Source organism: Spongiibacter pelagi (assembly GCF_014705705.1).
GTDB lineage: Bacteria > Pseudomonadota > Gammaproteobacteria > Pseudomonadales > Spongiibacteraceae > Spongiibacter > Spongiibacter pelagi.
Genome location: NZ_JACXLD010000001.1, coordinates 1 through 16,680, shown reverse-complemented (window position 1 = coordinate 16,680; position 16,680 = coordinate 1). Strand labels below are relative to the sequence as shown.

At 52.8% G+C, this 16,680-nt stretch carries 13 protein-coding genes and 1 tRNA gene; 9 read left to right on the top strand and 5 right to left on the bottom strand.

Annotated features, from left to right (window positions below; genetic code table 11):
- Positions 1–24: 24 nt before the first annotated feature.
- Both IB286_RS00070 and IB286_RS00065 read left to right on the top strand, forming a co-directional pair.
- Positions 25–5,439, top strand: a complete 5,415-nt coding sequence (locus IB286_RS00070) for a hybrid sensor histidine kinase/response regulator (protein ID WP_190761637.1) — start codon at positions 25–27, stop codon at positions 5,437–5,439.
- Positions 5,436–6,014 (top strand): hypothetical protein, encoded by a 579-nt coding sequence (locus IB286_RS00065; protein WP_190761636.1) that lies wholly within the window; start codon positions 5,436–5,438, stop codon positions 6,012–6,014. Before IB286_RS00070 ends, IB286_RS00065 begins: the two co-directional genes overlap by 4 nt.
- A 6-nt stretch (positions 6,015–6,020) precedes the next feature.
- Here IB286_RS00065 and IB286_RS00060 read toward each other — a convergent pair whose 3' ends face one another.
- Together IB286_RS00060 and argA are read right to left on the bottom strand one after the other, a co-directional pair.
- Positions 6,021–6,755 (bottom strand): 16S rRNA (uracil(1498)-N(3))-methyltransferase, encoded by a 735-nt coding sequence (locus tag IB286_RS00060; protein ID WP_190761635.1) that lies wholly within the window; start codon positions 6,753–6,755, stop codon positions 6,021–6,023.
- Positions 6,756–6,758: 3 nt separating this feature from the next.
- Entirely contained in the window at positions 6,759–8,066 is a 1,308-nt protein-coding gene (gene argA, locus IB286_RS00055; RefSeq protein ID WP_190761634.1) for an amino-acid N-acetyltransferase, read from the bottom strand.
- A gap of 127 nt (positions 8,067–8,193) precedes the next feature.
- Here argA and IB286_RS00050 point away from each other — a divergent pair, with 127 nt between their 5' ends.
- Positions 8,194–8,859 carry a 2OG-Fe(II) oxygenase gene (locus IB286_RS00050; protein WP_317889668.1) on the top strand — a complete coding sequence of 222 codons (666 nt, stop codon included), beginning with the start codon at positions 8,194–8,196 and terminating at the stop codon, positions 8,857–8,859.
- A 4-nt stretch (positions 8,860–8,863) separates the two neighbouring features.
- Here IB286_RS00050 and IB286_RS00045 read toward each other — a convergent pair whose 3' ends face one another.
- Positions 8,864–9,481: a class I SAM-dependent methyltransferase gene (locus IB286_RS00045; RefSeq protein ID WP_190761633.1), complete on the bottom strand. Its 618-nt coding sequence runs from the start codon at positions 9,479–9,481 to the stop codon at positions 8,864–8,866.
- A gap of 229 nt (positions 9,482–9,710) precedes the next feature.
- Here IB286_RS00045 and IB286_RS00040 point away from each other — a divergent pair, with 229 nt between their 5' ends.
- Together IB286_RS00040 and IB286_RS00035 are read left to right on the top strand one after the other, a co-directional pair.
- Positions 9,711–10,370 carry a glutathione S-transferase family protein gene (locus tag IB286_RS00040; RefSeq protein ID WP_190761632.1) on the top strand — a complete coding sequence of 220 codons (660 nt, stop codon included), beginning with the start codon at positions 9,711–9,713 and terminating at the stop codon, positions 10,368–10,370.
- A 19-nt stretch (positions 10,371–10,389) separates the two neighbouring features.
- Positions 10,390–10,707, top strand: coding sequence for a DUF4870 domain-containing protein (locus IB286_RS00035; RefSeq protein WP_190761631.1), 318 nt, complete (start codon positions 10,390–10,392; stop codon positions 10,705–10,707).
- Positions 10,708–10,713: 6 nt separating this feature from the next.
- Here the strand turns inward: IB286_RS00035 and IB286_RS00030 are convergent, their stop codons facing one another.
- Positions 10,714–12,621 (bottom strand): ATP-binding cassette domain-containing protein, encoded by a 1,908-nt coding sequence (locus IB286_RS00030; RefSeq protein ID WP_190761630.1) that lies wholly within the window; start codon positions 12,619–12,621, stop codon positions 10,714–10,716.
- Positions 12,622–12,674: 53 nt separating this feature from the next.
- Between IB286_RS00030 and IB286_RS00025 the strand changes: the two genes are divergently transcribed.
- Entirely contained in the window at positions 12,675–13,175 is a 501-nt protein-coding gene (locus IB286_RS00025; protein ID WP_190761629.1) for a TIGR02444 family protein, read from the top strand.
- A 17-nt stretch (positions 13,176–13,192) separates the two neighbouring features.
- Here IB286_RS00025 and IB286_RS00020 read toward each other — a convergent pair whose 3' ends face one another.
- Positions 13,193–13,966 (bottom strand): hypothetical protein, encoded by a 774-nt coding sequence (locus tag IB286_RS00020; protein WP_190761628.1) that lies wholly within the window; start codon positions 13,964–13,966, stop codon positions 13,193–13,195.
- 273 nt (positions 13,967–14,239) lie between these two features.
- On the opposite strand from IB286_RS00020, the gene IB286_RS00015 reads away from it, so the two are divergent.
- The 3 genes from IB286_RS00015 to IB286_RS00005 all read left to right on the top strand — a co-directional run bounded on the left by IB286_RS00015 (position 14,240) and on the right by IB286_RS00005 (position 16,465).
- Entirely contained in the window at positions 14,240–14,932 is a 693-nt protein-coding gene (locus IB286_RS00015; RefSeq protein ID WP_190761627.1) for an FKBP-type peptidyl-prolyl cis-trans isomerase, read from the top strand.
- Between the two features lie 366 nt (positions 14,933–15,298).
- Positions 15,299–15,375 (top strand) — tRNA-Arg (locus tag IB286_RS00010).
- A gap of 142 nt (positions 15,376–15,517) precedes the next feature.
- Positions 15,518–16,465, top strand: a complete 948-nt coding sequence (locus IB286_RS00005) for a site-specific integrase (RefSeq protein ID WP_317889667.1) — start codon at positions 15,518–15,520, stop codon at positions 16,463–16,465.
- The last annotated feature ends 215 nt before the right edge of the window (positions 16,466–16,680 follow it).

Here is a 16,680-nt window from a genome sequence, read left to right as displayed (position 1 = left end):
CTCGAGCGGATTTGATTTCCTGATATGTTGGCTCATCGCAATGTTGTCGCCTTGGAATGGCTCGCCGCTGAAGTGCGGGAGTCGCTGCAGCGCAGTGCTCAAACACTGGCGACGTTCTGTGATCACGCGGCGGACAGTGAGCGGATTCAAAAACTGGCGCGTCAGCTGCACTTGATTCAGGGTAGTTTGCGCCTTGCCGAATTCAGCGGCCCTGCGCAATTACTGGAAGAAATGGAAGCGGTGCTAAGTGACTTGGCGGCGCTACCAGATACCGACTCTACGCAACATGCAGCCGAATTGCGGGTGCTGGAAAACCTGTGCCGCCTACTGCCGGATTATTTGCAGGAAGTTAGGCAACATCAGTCCCTGCAGCCATTTCGTTTGATTCCGCTGTTTGACCACTTGCGGGCTGCGGTCGATAAACCGCTGCTTTCTGCCCCGCCACTGTTCTCTGTTTCACTGGATGTAGCGCCTCCCAGCTCGCAGGCACTGGCGCTGGAAGCCGACAAACTGGCCGAGATGGCCGCGAAACTCGACAAAATGGGCGAGTTGGCGCTGACCGCTTTTCGGCAGGGATCGCAGCGAGCACAGAGTTGTGACTATCTATTCAAAGTCTTTGCGCGTGCCGCCAAGCTGTCGGCCGCAAGTCCGTGGGAAAACTTCTGGCTGCTTGCGCAAGGGCTGATCGTACTCTGTGCAAAGGATCAAATAGCCAAAGGCATTGCCGAACAATTATTGCAGGCGCTACATCAACAGCTTGCGCAGCTTGCCAGTGAGTTAACTGAACACGGTTTGGCGGCATTTGAACAAGCGCCACCGGCAGCGTTGCAGCGGCGTATTTTGTTTCATATTGCCTGCAGCGAAAGTGATGACCAGACTTTGCAGTCATTGCGTGAACGCTACTTCACCTCAGTTGAGAGTGACGTTGTTGCGCTTGAAGAACAGGCCCGTGTCGATCTGGCGAGGATGCTGAATGAGCAGGCGCAATTAGGTCGCGCAGGTGCAGAGTTGGATGGCGAGGCTTGTTTGTCTCTGGCAACGGGCTTGGCAGTATTGGGTGAGTCGCGGGCCTTTTTTGCCCTGCGCGGCGAGCTGGAAGATTTGGCAATTCGCCTCGACCAAGACAATCAGCTTGGTCTTTTAACCCTGCTGGAAGAAGGCGCCAATGCGCTTCAGCAATATGCTCACGGACAAAATCGCGGGCAGCTTGCTGAGCTTGAACCTACCCCGCGCAAACTGCTTGCCGAGCGCAGTGCCCAACTGATTGAGGAAGCGCAAGATGCGGTGATGAGCTATGTCGATAGCGGCTGGCTTGTTGCGGAGTTGGAGCCGGTTTCTGGTTGGCTGTGGGAATTGAGCAGTAGCTTGCGCGAAGCGCAACTGCTATTGCCGGCAGCCTTGCTGGATAGCTGCGCGCTTTATATCGATGAACAACTTATTGCCGTTAATCGCCAGCCTGAGTGGGCCGAGTTGGACGCGCTGGCCGATGCGATGTCGTCGGTGGATTATTATCTTGCCCGCAGTGTTCACGGCAATAGTGAAGACGATCAGAGCCTATTGGCCTTGGCTGAGCGCTGCGTCACGGGGCTGGGTTATCCGCCAAGGGTAACCGAGGCGGTGCCAGAGACGGTTCAAGAGCTTATCGAGCCTGTTGTCGAGAGCGGTTTAGATCCAGAAATCCTAGAGGTATTTCTGGAAGAAGCCGCCGAAGTTTTAGATGGCTTGCTGGAACAATTGCCCAAGTGGGAGCGGCAGCCGGAGTCTACGGAATTATTGGCTGAGGTGCGTCGTGCCTTTCACACCTTAAAAGGCAGTGGCCGTATGGCGGGCGCCATGCAGTTTGGCGAGCTGGCTTGGCTGGTTGAGGACATGCTTAACCGGGTGGTGGATGGTCAGTTCAGGGCAGATGCAGCCCGTTTTGATCTGCTCAAACAAGTGGTTGCGCTGTTGCCGGAAATGCTGGCGCAGTTGAAGCAGGGCAGAGAGCTTCCGCACTCGCGAATTGAGTTGTTAGAACAACAGGCCTCGGCCTTGGCGCGCAGCCAATCATCGGGCGCAGCCTTGAATGCTTCTCCTTCTGCCGCTCACGAACCGGAAGTGATTCGGGTATTCGTGGTTGAGGCTGGGCAGCATTTGCAAACCATCGAAAATTATCTCGATAGCATCGTTAATTATCCGGTGCGCCTTAGCGACGAATTGCAGCGCTCTCTTCACACCCTGAAGGGCTCGTCCAAAATGGCGGAGGTATGGCCGCTGGCCAATATCATTTCGCCGCTTGAAGAGTTAGTGAAAGAGTTGCGCGCGATGCGGGTAACCGCTGACAAGTCGCTGGTGGAATTAATTGCAACTGTGGCGGAGAGCGCCAGAAACATGTTGCGTACTTTGCGCTCCGAGCCGGTTTCTGCATTGCAGGATGCCAGTGAGCTTATTGCCCGTATAGAGCAGGTTAGCGCCCAGCAGCTAAGCCGTGCTCACAGCGGTGTTGATGACGTCACCTTGGGGCAGCAGGAGTTACTGGATTTTCTTCTGCATTATGGCGATCACCTGCAGAAGTTGATGGATTTGATTGATCAGGGCGGTGATGGCATCAGTGCGGCGCTGTTCAGAAACTATGCCGGTGTGATGGGACAATTTGCCAATCGTTCAGAAGAAATTGGCAGCCAGGCTACGGCGGAAATGGCGCAAGCGCTGCAGGTGATGTTTTCGCGTACCCGCGATCCTCTGCCGGCAGCCTATCCTGAACTGGTGCGGCGCGCACTGGAACAGTTGATGGTAGACCTGAATCAGCTGGCCTCGCAGCAGTCGGTTGATGGTGACAATGAGCTGCTGGATAGCCTGCGAGATTACGAAGAAGTTAGCGAAGACCAGACCTTTGAGCCTGTTGTTAGCGAGACAGGTGTTGAGATAGGTAACGAGACAAGTGATGAGATCGCTGGTGAGTTAGTTGTTGATGGGCTAGCTGTTGATGAGTCAGGCGATGACACCGACGCTGCGCCTATAGATTCGGTACCGGCCGACGAGCAGGTAGTGGAGTTATCCACCCCAGACGCAACTCATCTCGAATCTGAAACAAGCCAGATTGAGCCCGAAGCGAACGAGCTTGCCAAAAGCGGCTTGATTGACGCTGATGCCGACCCGGAAATTCTCGAGATATTTCTTGAGGAAGGGCGCGATCTTATCGACAGCCTTGATGAGTCCATTCACCTTTGGTCCGAGGATATTGCCAACACCTCGCCTCTCGATGGGGTGTTGCGCTCCCTGCACACCTTGAAGGGTGGTGCGCGTCTTTCGGGATTGTCGCAACTGGGCGATCTCAGCCACCAATTTGAAGGCGTAATCAATGCCGAACTTGCGCGAACAAATCCGGATCTGACGTCTTTATTGCACGAAATTCAGCGCCAACAAGATGTGTTGGTCGCCCATTTCAACACGGTAGAAGCACAAGTTCATGGCGTAGCCGTGCCGGTGGAATTAGATCCGCCCGCAGAGGCGGCCTTGCCATCGGTTACCGAGCCGGGTGCTGGGGAATTGGTCGCCACGGCAGCACCATCCGCTGAGTTGATGGATGGCGAAAATCCCGCCCTGAACATGATGGCGCGCGGCCCACAAGAAATGATCAAAGTACCGGCGGAATTGCTGGAGCAGTTGATCAATCTTTCTGGTGAAACCTCTATTGCGCGCGGCCGGGTTGAAGAGCAAGTTAGTGATATTAACTTCTCCCTCGATGAGATGGAGATGACGGTTGCCCGCTTGCAAGATCAGGTGCGGGTACTCGACCGCGAGACCGAGGCGCAGATTTTGTTCCGCCGTGAACAAATGGCCAGCGAAGGGGCGGAGGGCTTTGATCCGCTAGAGTTTGACCGCTACAGCCACTTGCAGGAATTGTCGCGGGCGCTAATGGAATCGGCCTCAGACTTGATCGACTTGCGCAGTACCGTGGTCAATAAAAAGCGCGATGTTGAAACCCTGTTGACTCAGCAGGCGCGCGTTAATAGCGAGCTGCAAGAAGGCTTGATGCGTTCGCAGATGGTGCATTTCTCGCGCATGGTTCCTCGCCTACGTCGTGGTGTTAGGCAGGTTGCTGGTGAGCTTGGCAAGCAGGTTGAGTTCCGGGTATTTAACGCCGATGGCGAGATGGACCGCCGGGTACTTGAACGCATTATCCCGGTGCTGGAGCATTTACTACGCAACTCAATTGACCACGGTATTGAAGTGGCAAGCCGTCGCCAACTGGAAGGCAAGCCGCCGGTTGGCTACATCGATATGCACTTTGAGCGTCAGGGTGGTGACGTTGTAATTCGCATTGCCGATGACGGTGCCGGTATCAATTTACAGAACGTGCGCCGCAAAGCTGAGTCGTTGGGCTTGATGGATGCGCAGGCGGAACTGACCGATGCGCAATTGCTGGAATATATTTTCCACGCCGGTTTCTCCACCGCTGAAAACGTGACCCAGATATCCGGTCGCGGTGTCGGCATGGATGTAGTGCGCAGTGAACTGAAGCAATTGGGCGGCGGCATTTCTGTTAGCTCAGAATCCGGTAAAGGTACGGAATTTACCATTCGCCTACCTTTCACTATATCGGTGAACCGCGCCTTGTTAGTGAGTGCTGGCGGTGAAATTTATGCGGTGCCACTCAACAGTATTGAAGGCATTGTGCGCATCAGCCCCTACGAGCTTGAGGTGTACTACGAACCCGGTGGGCCGGATTACAACTACGCTGGCCAGTCTTACAAAGTGCATTACCTCGGCCAGCTATTGGGCAGTGGTAAACCAGTGTTGCAAAGCGAATTTGAGCCGCGTCCGGTGTTGCTGATCCGCAATGCTGATCCGGCTTCGGCGGTGCAGGTAGATTCTATTCTCGGCGCTCGCGAAGTGGTGGTTAAAACGTTGGGGCCGCAGTTTGCGGCGGTGCCGGGACTCTCTGGTGCAACGATTCTGGGCGATGGTGGTGTGGTCATCATCCTCGATATTCTCGCCAGCATCCGCGCGAATGAAGCGCGCCTGTTGTTGCATGATGGTCGTCAGGGTGTGCTTGCTGAGCCATCGCGTCTGCGCCGTAAAGTTATGGTGGTGGACGACTCGGTGACGGTTCGCAAGGTAACCTCGCGCTTGTTGGAGCGGCAGAGCATGGATGTGGTGCTGGCTCGCGACGGTTTGGAAGCCATGCAGTTACTACAAAGCATGGATCGTTTGCCCGATGTGATGCTGCTCGATATTGAAATGCCGCGTATGGACGGCTTTGAAGTCGCCAGTCAGGTGAAGGGCAATCCGCATTTGGCGGCCATGCCCATTATTGTGATCAGCTCTCGTACCGGGGATAAACACCGGCAGCGTGCTCGCACCCTTGGCGTCAGTCGCTTCTTGGGCAAGCCCTATCAGGAAATTCAGTTATTGAAGACTATTGACGAAGTCTTGGCGAGCGAGGAAGTGGCATGAAGACGATCGCCGATAGCTCGCAACTTCCCTGCTTGATGTTACCCATCGACCGCAATCTTTTACTGGTGCCCAACAACTGTGTGGCGGAGGTGGTGAACTCGGGGCTTGCCTCTGCGATCGCTTCGTCCGTGACCCTGGGAACGCTGCAGTGGCGAGATAATGAGGTGCCGATTGTCAGTGTGGAAGGCATGTTGGGACGCACCTTGCCTCGGGATTATCAGTTCAAGCAAGCGGCAATTGTAATTGGCTTGAGTGCGCCGGAGCGTTTGCCCTATTTTGCTATCGCCCTTGCCGGTATGCCGAGGCTGCGGAATTTATCTCCGGCAGAAGTTGGCCTATTGGATATTTCCAAGTCGGGCTCGGCGGGTGAAAAAGAGGATGTGATTCAGAGCAGGGTACAGGTTGATGGCATTGAAATGCTGGTGCCGGACTGGGAATATCTGGAGCGACAAATTCTGCAAACCTTGTATGGCGATGGTAGCTGGAGCGAAGACGGCGATAGCGTTGAGGATCAGAGCCCGGAAGGTCAGAGCATAGAAAACCTTAGCGATAGCGCAGAAAACAAAGATCACTAGGTCTGTCTAATTCATATCGCCAAAACGGTATTGCAAAATACTGATCGCGGCCAGCGGTGCGGTTTCGGTGCGCAGCACCCGTGGGCCGAGCTGTAAGGTATGAAAACCCTGAGTTAGCGCCTGTTCAATTTCCGCATCACTCAAGCCGCCTTCGGGGCCGATCAATAGTCGAATGTTTTGATCTTGCTGATGGCTTAATCCAGTCTCGTTTAGCCGTGCTGGGCACAGCACCAGATTCAACGCATTCTTATCTTCTGTAATCCAGTTATCCAGCTCGGTGATTGGGTTTAAATCTGGCAGTCGTGCGCGGCCAGACTGCTCGCAGGCGCTGATCATAATCTGCTGCCAGTGCTGCCATTTTTTCTCGCGGCGCTCCTCCGGTAGTTTTACATCTACCCGCTCGCTGAATAGGGGCGTAATACTGGCCACGCCCAGCTCAGTGGCTTTTTGCACGACTAAGTCCATGCGGTCGCCCTTGGAGATGGCGATGCCGAGTTCGATATGCAGGGGGGATTCACTACGGATTTTTTCTGCGGTGTCTGACAATGTGCAGATTAACTGGCGGCGACCGACCTCGGTGATCTCGGCGGGATAATCAAAACCGTCACCGTTAAACAGAATAAGTTGCCGCCCGGCCTTCATTCGCAATACCTGAATCAGGTAGTGGGCGGCGCGCTCTTCCAGCTCCAGAGACGTGCCAGTCGCCAAGCTTTGGCTGGTATAAATTCTTGGAATGCGCATGACTTAAAGCGTCTTTTGAAAGACTTTGGAATTGCGCTGCAAGTTGTACAGTTTCTTCTTGGCCGGCGGCAGAGAGTCAATGCTGCACTGCACATAGCCCTGCTCCTGAAACCAGTGGGCGGTTTGCGTGGTCAGTACAAAAACCTGCTTCAGCCCCATTTTGCGGGCATCTTTTTCCAGTTGTTGCAGTAGGCGTTCAGCCCGATCGGCTCCCCGGTAGTCAGCGTGGGTCGCCACGCAGGCAATTTCACCCGTAGACTGTTCTGGGTAGGGATACAGTGCCGCGCAGGCGATGACCATGCCGTCGCGCTCAATCACTTTAAATTGATTGATTTCGGTTTCCAGCACTTCCCGTGAGCGTTTTAGCAAAATCCCCTTTTCTTCAAGGGGTTCGATAATGCCGAGAATACCGCCGACATCATCAATATCAGCGGTATGTAACTGTTCATAGTGCTCTTGCGTAATCAACGTGCCTGCACCGTCGCGGGTAAACAGCTCTTGTAGCAATGCGCCGTCTTGTTGATAGCTAATCATATGGCAGCGCTTAATGCCGGCGCTGCCAGAGTTCACCACGGCCTGCACGGAGTTGTTATAGGCGAGGTTATTATTGGCGGCGACCAAGGCGTTAACGTCCCGGTATTCGCACTGTCGAATTAGCTGCCCTTCGGCATCCATCAAGCCCTCGTCTCCGGTGAAGATAATCAGCTTGTCGGCCTGCAGTGCTTGAGCAGCATGCACGGCGACATCTTCCCCGGTGAGGTTAAAAATTTCACCGGTGGGTGAATAGCCGAGCGGAGATAGCAACACAATATTGCGCTGTTGTAAGTCATCGCGAATAGCGCCGGCGTCGATTTTTCTTACCAGACCGGTATAGCGGAAATCCACGCCGTCCAATACGCCAATGGGTTTGGCGGTGACAAAGTTGCCGGAGCAGATGCGAATGGCGGCACCGTGCATGGGCGAATTGGCTATGCCCATCGACAGCAAGGATTCAATTTCTGCGCGCAGATTGCCGGCGGCCGAGGTCACGCATTTTAATTCCGGCAAATCGGTGATCCGCATGCCATTGTGAAAGCGACTTTCCATGCCGGAATTGGTGACCAGTTCTTCAATCTGGGGCCGGGCACCGTGGGTCAATACCATTTGCACGCCCAAGCTGTTGAGCAGGGCGATATCGTGCACGATATTGGCAAAGTTCGGGTCGGCGACTGCCTCGCCGGGAATCATCAGTACAAAGGTTTTGCCTCGGTGCGCATTAATATACGGGGCCGAGTTGCGAAACCATTTTACGTAATCTGTCTGCTGATCCATGTTGCTGTCGCTGCGTGTGCAAAATAAGAAGTTACCGGCAGTGTAGATAAATAGGTGACAGAGTCAATTAGTTGATGACCGGCGGAAGAATTAAGCGTATATAGGCGTTTTTTAGAGCGAGTTTGCCGTGAGCGCCGAACTTTTAGCCTTTGATCCGCAGCGTGAATCGTCTTTTGATGCCTTGGCCGAGGCGCTGGAGACGCGTGGCTATATGGAATTGCCGGGAGCGGTGCCGCCCGAGCTTGCTGAGCGCTTGTTGCTGCGCGTGATCGATATGGAAGATGCGGAATTTCGCTCGGCCGGTATTGGTCGTTCTGGGGATTTTCAAAAGAACCGTTTTGTTCGCAGCGATGAAATCCACTGGTTTACCGGTGCCGATGAGTTAGAGCGCGATTATCTCGACTGGATGGAAAGCCTGCGCGAGGCCATGAATCGGCGCTTGTTTCTCGGCTTGTTTGATTATGAATGCCATTTTGCCCGTTATGCGCCGGGGGCGTTTTATAAGAAGCATCTTGATGCTTTTCAGGGGCGCACCAATCGGGTTCTGTCTACGGTGACCTATTTGAATCCGGGTTGGACCGTGGCCGATGGTGGTCAGCTTTTGATCTACGATAAGCGCGACGGTGAAGAGCAGGTGGTGGACAGCATTCTGCCGCTGATGGGGACGTTGGTGGTTTTTCTCAGCGACCGTGTTCCCCATGAGGTAGTCGTTGCCCATCGGCAACGCTACAGCATTGCCGGCTGGTTCCGGGTGAATGATTCCATCAATGGCCAGCTCAACCCGCCTCAGTAACGTTTTATAAGCGGCGCAGAATGCCCAGTGAATTTACGCGGGCGACGCTTTCAAATAAACCTGATTGCAAGGCCAGCCGATAAATGCCGATGGGTGCTTGGCCACCTTTTTCCGGTGCGGGGAATAAATCGTGAATGGCTAGCAGGCCGCCGCGCATTACATGGCCACTCCAGCAGCGAAAATCATTTAGTGCAGCATCAAGGCTGTGGCCGCCATCGATAAAAACCATTGATAGAGGCGTCGTCCAGAATTTGGCGCAGACCTCGGAAGGGGCGACTAAAGGTACGACCACGTCCTGCAAGTTGCAGCGGCGGATATTGCGCCGAAATTCCGCGAAGGTGTCGAATATGCCATCGGTGGCATTGTATAAATCGGGGTCGTGAAACATCTCGCCAAGCTGATGTTCTTCTGAGCCGATATGATGGTCGACAGCAAAGACTTGGCTGTTTTTCTGCTGGCAGGCCATGCCGAGATAGATGGTGGATTTGCCGCAGTAGCTGCCCACCTCAAGTAGCGGGCCACGCTCGGCAACGGAAAGGGCGTAGTCATATAGTGCCTGAGCTTCATCCTCGGCCAGAAAGCCTTTAACCTCTTCAATATTGATTGGCAGTGACAGCGCCATAATTCTTCCTTTCTGATTGCTGGGCCTTGGTATTGGCCGAGCATTTTAGTGGCCGAGCTTTTTATTGACCAAGTACTCTAGCTAATGCTTTGCTTCGACACAATTCCATTGGCTACTCCATAGCCGGTACTTGGATTTTTTCTAAATATGCGATGGATTGTGCTTGTGGCCGTAAAGGTTTCCTTTCTATAGTGCTTGCTAGAACAACAATCAGCCAATGGGGGTTTTCATGCTTAAGCTTTATGGATTTGCCGTTAGCAATTATTTCAATATGGTCAAGCATGTGCTGCTGTATAAGGGTGTGGAGTTTGAAGAGGTCACGGTGTTTCCGGGGCAGGATCCCAAATACCTGAGCAAAAGCCCGGTGGGTAAAGTGCCCTGCATCGAAACTGAGCGCGGAGCGCTTTGCGAAACCAGTGTGATACTCGACTACCTTGAGGCGCGCTACCCTGACAAACCTTTGATGCCCGAAGACGCGTGGCAGCAAGCCAAAGTGCGCGAGGTGATGAAAATTGCTGAGCTGTATTTGGAATTGTCGGGCCGTAAATTGTTTCCGCAGGCATTAATGGGCAAAGCCCTGCCAGAGCCGATGAAAGTGGAAACCCGCGAGGTAATGCAAAAAGCCTGTGCCGCCCTTGCAGAGTTATGCAGCTTTACGCCCTACGCAATGGGTACTGAAATGACCTTGGCGGATATTGCGCTGCGCTATAGTTTGGTGGCGGCGGAGATTTCGGCGCAGACGGTTTATGCTTGGGACTTGGCGGCAGATGTGCCGGGCATGAAAACTTGGCAGGCGATGATGGCTGATTCTGAAATTAGTCAGCAGTTGGATCATGCTTCTCAAGAAATGATGCCGGCCTTTATGGAATATCTTCAACAGCGTGCGTGATGATTAAGGGGTGACACTGATGGATCAAGATTCAAAAAATATGGCCTTGCTTTGCTGGATCGGAACGCTGTTTTTTGGCATTTTCTCCGGCTTGATTTTTTATCTTCTGAAAAAAGACGATCGCTACGTATTGGAGCAGTCGAAGGAAGCGATGAACTGGTCGATCACCGTGCTGGCGGGATATATCGTGGCTTATCTGCTGAGCTTTATTGGCATCGGTTTGATACTGCTGCCCATTATTGGTATTTGCCATTTGGTGTTCTGTATTTTGGGCATTATTGGCAGTTATAAGGGCGACTCTTTTCAGGTGCCCTTTGCATTTCGCCTTATTAAATAAGGGATTTTAGTCTGCGCTGAGAGCTTCGAGTTCTTCTTGAAGCTCCAGCCACTGCCCTTCTATTTCGTCATTTTCTCGGTTGAGATAGGCCTGATCTGCCAACAGGGATTTTAGCTTGTCCTTCTGGGCCTCTTCATACATCGCGCTATCACCAAGTGCGGCCTCAATCTCTGCCAATTGTTTGCCCAGTTTTTCCATTTTACTTTCAAGCTGCTTAATCGCCTTGGTGAGTGGCGCCAGCTTGGCGCGCTGGGCGGCGGCATCTTGCCGGGCCTGCTTTTTATCCACCGGAGTGCTCTTGGGAGCTTCTATAGTTGGTGCGGGGGCTTTTTCTGTTTCCGCTCCGTCTTTGTTCTTGTTGCGGCTTAACAGCCAGTCGCGATAATCATCTAGGCTGCCTTTATAGAGCTCGGCTTGGCCGTTATCGACTAATAGCAGCTCATCTACCGTGTTGCGCAGCAGATGGCGGTCATGCGAGATCACCACCACCGCACCTTCAAATTCTTGTAGTGCTTGGGTCAGGGCGTGGCACATTTCCAAATCAAGGTGGTTGGTGGGCTCGTCCAGCAGCAGAATATTGGGCCGTTGCCACACAATAATGGCGAGCGCCAAACGGGCTTTTTCACCGCCGGAAAAATTGGTGCAGCTTTCGTCGGCCACCTTTCCTTTGAAATTAAATCCGCCGAGAAAGTTGCGAATATCCTGTTCTCGGGCATCTGGTCGCAGGCGCTGCAGTTGCAACAGCGGGCTGGCATTTAAGTCCAGTGATTCGAGCTGGTGCTGATGAAAATAACCCAGGTAAAAATGTTCGCCCTGTTGCCGCTGACCTTTTAGCAGCGGAATTTCACCGGCGAGTGATTTCATTAAGGTGGATTTACCCGCGCCATTGGCGCCGAGCAATCCCAAGCGCGTACCGGGATGAATGCTTAAATTAATCTTGCTGAGCAGTGGCGAGCTGTAACCCAGATCCGCTTCGCTAAGATTTAGTACCGGATCCGAGAATCGAGTCGGTGGATAAAAGCGAAACTTAAACGGCGAATCCACATGGGCCGGGGCAATTTCCTGCATCCGTTCAAGCGCTTTTACCCGGCTTTGAGCCTGCTTGGCCTTGCTGGCTTTGGCCTTGAAGCGGCGCACAAAGTCTTCCATGTGGGCGCGTTCAATTTGCTGGCGCTCAAAGGCTTGTTGTTGTTGCGCGAGCCGCTCGGCACGCTGGCGTTCAAAACCACTGTAGTTGCCGCTGTAGCGGGTCAGCTCGCAGCGCTCAAGATGCACGACAAAATCACAGCAGGCATCGATGAAGTCACGGTCGTGGGAAACCAATAGCAGTGTGCCGGGGTAGCGGTTCAGCCATTGTTCCAGCCAAAGGCTGGCATCGAGATCAAGGTGGTTGGTGGGCTCGTCGAGCAGCAGCAGGTCGGACGGACACATCAATGCTTGGGCAAGGTTTAAGCGAATGCGCCAGCCACCGGAGAAGTCCTTAACCGGGCGTTGCAAGTCTGCCAGTTGAAAGCCTAAACCCAACAAGAGGCGCTCGGCCTGGCTATTAATTTCATAAGCCCGGAGACTGTCTAATTCACCGTGCAGCTCCGCAAGGCGGTGGTCGTCCTGGCAGGTGTTCAGCTCGGCTTCCAGTTTACGGAATTGCTGGTGGCCGTCGATAACATAATCCACAGCGGGGCGTGAGCTGCTTTCAACTTCCTGCCGCATTTCGGCAATCTGCCAACGCTGGGGAATTTGCAGTTCGCCACTGTCGTAGCCCAATTTGCCAGTTAGCAACTGGAATAGGCTCGATTTCCCGGTGCCATTGGCGCCAATCAGGGCCATATGTTCGCCGGGATTAATGCGCAGATTTGCCTGCTCGAGAAGGGGTTTGCCGCCGCGTTGGAGGCTGAGGTTTTTTAGCTCAATCATGATGGCGGCGATTATACTGACTTGCTGGGATAAGCAGCAGTGTTGGAGGGGGCTTGGAGCTACTTTTTTTACAATCAGAGCTGGAGAAGGCGCTTTGGCAATTTGCGCTGGAGCGCTATGGGCGTGAGGGGGTTGAGGCGATCTGCCTCGAGCTTCAGGATCGTTATGGTTTTAATGTCTCGCTGCTGCTGACTCTCGCGTTTCTTGGAGGTCGGGGATGGGAATGCTCTCTTGAAGTGGTAGGCAGCCTGTCTGAGCTTGCTGAGGATGTTGAAAGGAATGCCTTGCGCGACTTGCGTGAGCGGCGGCGTCAGGCCAAAACCCAGTCGAGCGCTGGGGAGTATGAGGGCTTGAAACGTTTGGAGCTGGAGGCTGAGCAGAAATTGATGAAAGCTCTGCTGGAAAGTCTGAATGCCGAGCTGAAAATGTGGGAATTGTGTGATAACACCGGGGATCAAGCCGCGATATGGCGTAATTTTGCTCATTACCTTGAGCTTAATCCGGGCGAAGGGCGGGGCGAGCTACTGCAGAAATTAGCCGCTTTACTGCAGTAGCAACTGGCAGATCGCGCTTAAAAGTTTTCGAACAGGCTCGCTAGCCGGTCTTCCGCTTTGTCTGGATGACTTGGAATGTCACTCATGCGGTGAACAATCTTGCGCGGCTCCACTTTGGGAAGCGGCTTCGGCTCTGGCTTCTTCGTCTCAGCCGGGGCAGTAGCTTCTTTCTTACTGCTTGTGGGCTTAGTGCTTGCCGGGGCCTCTTTTTTTGCAGCCGCAGGCGTTTCTTTCTCAGTTACTTTCTTGCTGGAAGCGGTCGTTTTGGCTGCTGGTTTGCTGCTTTTCGCTGCAGTTTCTTTAGGTTTCGCCGTAGTAGCCTTGGGAGCAGCGGTAGCTTTCTTGGCTGCGGGTTTGGCTTCTGCAGGCGCCTCTGTTTTGGTGGTTTTCGCAGGAGTTATTGTTTTTTCGGCGCTAGTAACCGCTCTTCTTACAGTTTTTTCCTTGCGAATTTCCAACTTTAAGGCAACGGCGTCGCCGCGTAGGGTCGCCAATTGGGCTTGTTCGTCTTCAAGCTTGCTTTGGCTATTGGCCAAGCTGTCTTCAGCGCGCTTGATTACGCTGGGGCTGGCGGCCTTTTTATCGGCTAGCGCCTGCTTTTTTGTGGCGACATCTTCGCGGGCTTTTTCGGTCTTGGCTTGCTGTTTTTCTATAAGTTTTTCAATGTCTTGGAGTTGTTTCTCCAGCGTGCTTAGTTGCTTTTCCCGCAACTCGCTTAGCTGGCCTTCCAGCTTTTTGAGCTCGTCCAAAGGGTTAGGAGCGGCACCAGCTTTTTTATTATTGCTTGCCATATCTCTTACTCGTTTAAATGCGTTAAAAATAGCCATTCTTCATTATACAAACTTGACACTTAGAATCTATGGATATAGAGGGGCTTTTGGTTAAATTTGAAACAATTCTCGGCTTCTTTGCATTTTGTTTGGGGATGAATGAACCGCTGTGGCAAACTTGAGTCTGATTAGGGCAGCTCTCGGCTAAGCCCTTGCTTTGCGTAACAATACGTTTAGCTGGCACTAAACTTTTAACTGACATAACGCACGTTTGACTTAATATAAGGAACACTCATGAAAAGAATTATTGTGGCAGGCCTGATGTCTGGCTTGCTGGTTGCCTGCGGCGAATCAACAGCGGAAGTAAAGCTGGATAGCGAAATTGCGCAGGTGAGCTACGGCATTGGTGTAAATATTGGATCGCGCTTCGGTGATGAAATCGATCTGGATGTGGATGCGTTTAGTGCCGGTGTTCGCGATGCCATTGCTGGCACCGAACTGAAAATGACCGAAGAAGAAATCATGAGCACTCTGCAAGCGTTCCAGCAGAAGCAAATGACCAAGCGCCGTGAAGAAAGTCAGGCAATGTCTGAAACCAATAAGGCCGAGGCGGAAGCCTTTATGGCGCAAAATGCCAAGGTTGAAGGTGTGGTGACTACTGAGAGCGGCCTGCAGTACCAGGTTATTACCGAAGGCACTGGTGCCAAACCTACCGCGGAAGACACCGTAGAAGTAAATTACGAAGGCAAGTTGTTGGACGGCACCATTTTCGACAGCTCCTACAAGCGTGGCCAGTCAGTGAGCTTTCCAGTGGGTGGTGTGATTCCGGGCTGGACCGAAGCCCTGCAGCTGATGACCGTGGGTTCTAAGTGGAAGTTGTTTATTCCACCAGAGCTGGCTTACGGTGCTGGTGGCGCGGGTCAAATGATTGGCCCCAATGCGGCCTTGGTATTTGATGTAGAGCTGATCAGCATCGGCGAAAAATAATTACCGCTCTTGCTTGTTAGTGTAGAAATGAAAAGCCCCGGACTTCCGGGGCTTTTTTATTTGGATTGCCTTATTTTAGACAATTTGTGGTGCGAACATGCAGATAACGGCCATGAAAAGCACTAGAACAGACAGATTTTTGTTGAGCGTATCTTCAAACATGGAGTGACCCCTTTCATTACTTGAGTGGGCCCCGTTATCAGCATTAGGGCTGAGTTGGAGATTACCGGCAGAAATGTGAACTATCTCTCAGTAGATATACGTGTTGAAGCGAGAACGTGTCATTGCGTAGAGCGAATAGCACCTTATTTATTAGCGTTTGATTGCCGCCCTATAGGCGCTTTGGTATAGTTGCGCGCTCTTAAACCGCCCGTAGCTCAGCTGGATAGAGCGTTGCCCTCCGGAGGCAAAGGTCAGAGGTTCGAATCCTCTCGGGCGGGCCATTTTTAGATATAAAAATCCAATAAAAACAGTAGGATACATGGGGTTTTCGGAATCTCAAAACGACTCCAAATCCTGTGAATTGCGTTTCTGGGACAATTCTGGGACGCTCAGTATTTCAAGGACAGAAATCAGGGTGAGAAAGTGGCCACTTTCACCAAGCGACCCGGCAACAAGGTGCAAGCCAAAGTTCGCCGCAAGGGCTACGAGCCCCAATCCAAAACCTTTGCAAATCTAACCCTTGCCAAGCAGTGGGCGCGCCTCGTCGAGTCTGAGATGGATCGGGGGGTATTCCTGTCCACCAGCCAGGCCGAAACGACAACCATTGCCGAGGCCATCGCTCAATACGGCAAAGAAGTGGCTCCCACCAAAAAATCTGTCGAATCAATAAATTGTCGGCTGAAGCGGCTTGATCGCCACCTGGGGCACCTGACGTTAGCGGCGGTGACACCAGGCACGATCAAAGAGTATCGGGATTTTCGGGCGGAAACCGTCAGCAGCGATACAGTTCGAAAGGAAGTTCAGCTACTCAGCCAGATTTTTAAAATCGCTCAGCGCGAATGGGATATCTACCTGCCGCACGGTAATCCCGTCGAATCCATCGCTCTGCCCAAGAAATCCAAAGCCAGAGAGCGCCGCCTACAGCCCGGCGAAGAGGAAAGCTTGCTCAATGCTGCAAGTGAGTACGGCGGCTATATTGGAAATATCATTCGACTGGCTATTGAAACCGGCATGCGTAGAGGGGAATTTACTGCTCTCCGCTGGGAAGATGTGAACCTGATCCGGCGCACAGCCACTCTGAGGGACACGAAGAATGGCGAGGATCGGACTATTCCTCTATCCAGTAGGGTAGTATCAATCCTCGCAAAAGAGCCGCGTCATGTTTCCGGCAGGGTATACCCTATCCGTAGCGACTCAATTACTCAGGCGTTTGATCGGGTATGCAAAAAAGCGGGGATTGAAGACCTACGCTTCCACGACCTGAGGCATGAGGCCACAAGCCGTCTGTTTGAGCTGGGGCTTGGGATAATGGAAGTATCCGCAATTACAGGGCACAAAGATTTGGCGATGCTGAAGCGGTTACGCACCTAAAAGCAGAAGACCTTGCAGTAAAGCTTCGTTAGGCGTTGATAGTTAATTGGGATAGTTGCCAAAGTAAAAATGGAAATGTACTGTATGTGCATAAGGGGTATCCATTTAGCTCCACCTCTCATTTATTCCTCCTTAGCCTTCCTCACAACGACGTTCTCGTAAGTCACCGGTTCAGTTGCAACAGCCTGCTGCAACAATCGGTAAAACAACATCCC

Excerpts from the sequence above, each read along its gene's own strand:
- IB286_RS00015 (WP_190761627.1), top strand. The coding sequence starts at position 14,240 with ATGAAAAGAATTATTGTGGCAGGCCTGATGTCTGGCTTGCTGGTTGCC.
- IB286_RS00065 (WP_190761636.1), top strand. The coding sequence starts at position 5,436 with ATGAAGACGATCGCCGATAGCTCGCAACTTCCCTGCTTGATGTTACCC.
- IB286_RS00035 (WP_190761631.1), top strand. The coding sequence starts at position 10,390 with ATGGATCAAGATTCAAAAAATATGGCCTTGCTTTGCTGGATCGGAACG.
- IB286_RS00045 (WP_190761633.1), bottom strand. The coding sequence starts at position 9,481 with ATGGCGCTGTCACTGCCAATCAATATTGAAGAGGTTAAAGGCTTTCTG.
- IB286_RS00070 (WP_190761637.1), top strand. The coding sequence starts at position 25 with ATGTTGGCTCATCGCAATGTTGTCGCCTTGGAATGGCTCGCCGCTGAA.
- IB286_RS00040 (WP_190761632.1), top strand. The coding sequence starts at position 9,711 with ATGCTTAAGCTTTATGGATTTGCCGTTAGCAATTATTTCAATATGGTC.
- IB286_RS00020 (WP_190761628.1), bottom strand. The coding sequence starts at position 13,966 with ATGGCAAGCAATAATAAAAAAGCTGGTGCCGCTCCTAACCCTTTGGAC.
- argA (WP_190761634.1), bottom strand. The coding sequence starts at position 8,066 with ATGGATCAGCAGACAGATTACGTAAAATGGTTTCGCAACTCGGCCCCG.
- IB286_RS00030 (WP_190761630.1), bottom strand. The coding sequence starts at position 12,621 with ATGATTGAGCTAAAAAACCTCAGCCTCCAACGCGGCGGCAAACCCCTT.
- IB286_RS00060 (WP_190761635.1), bottom strand. The coding sequence starts at position 6,755 with ATGCGCATTCCAAGAATTTATACCAGCCAAAGCTTGGCGACTGGCACG.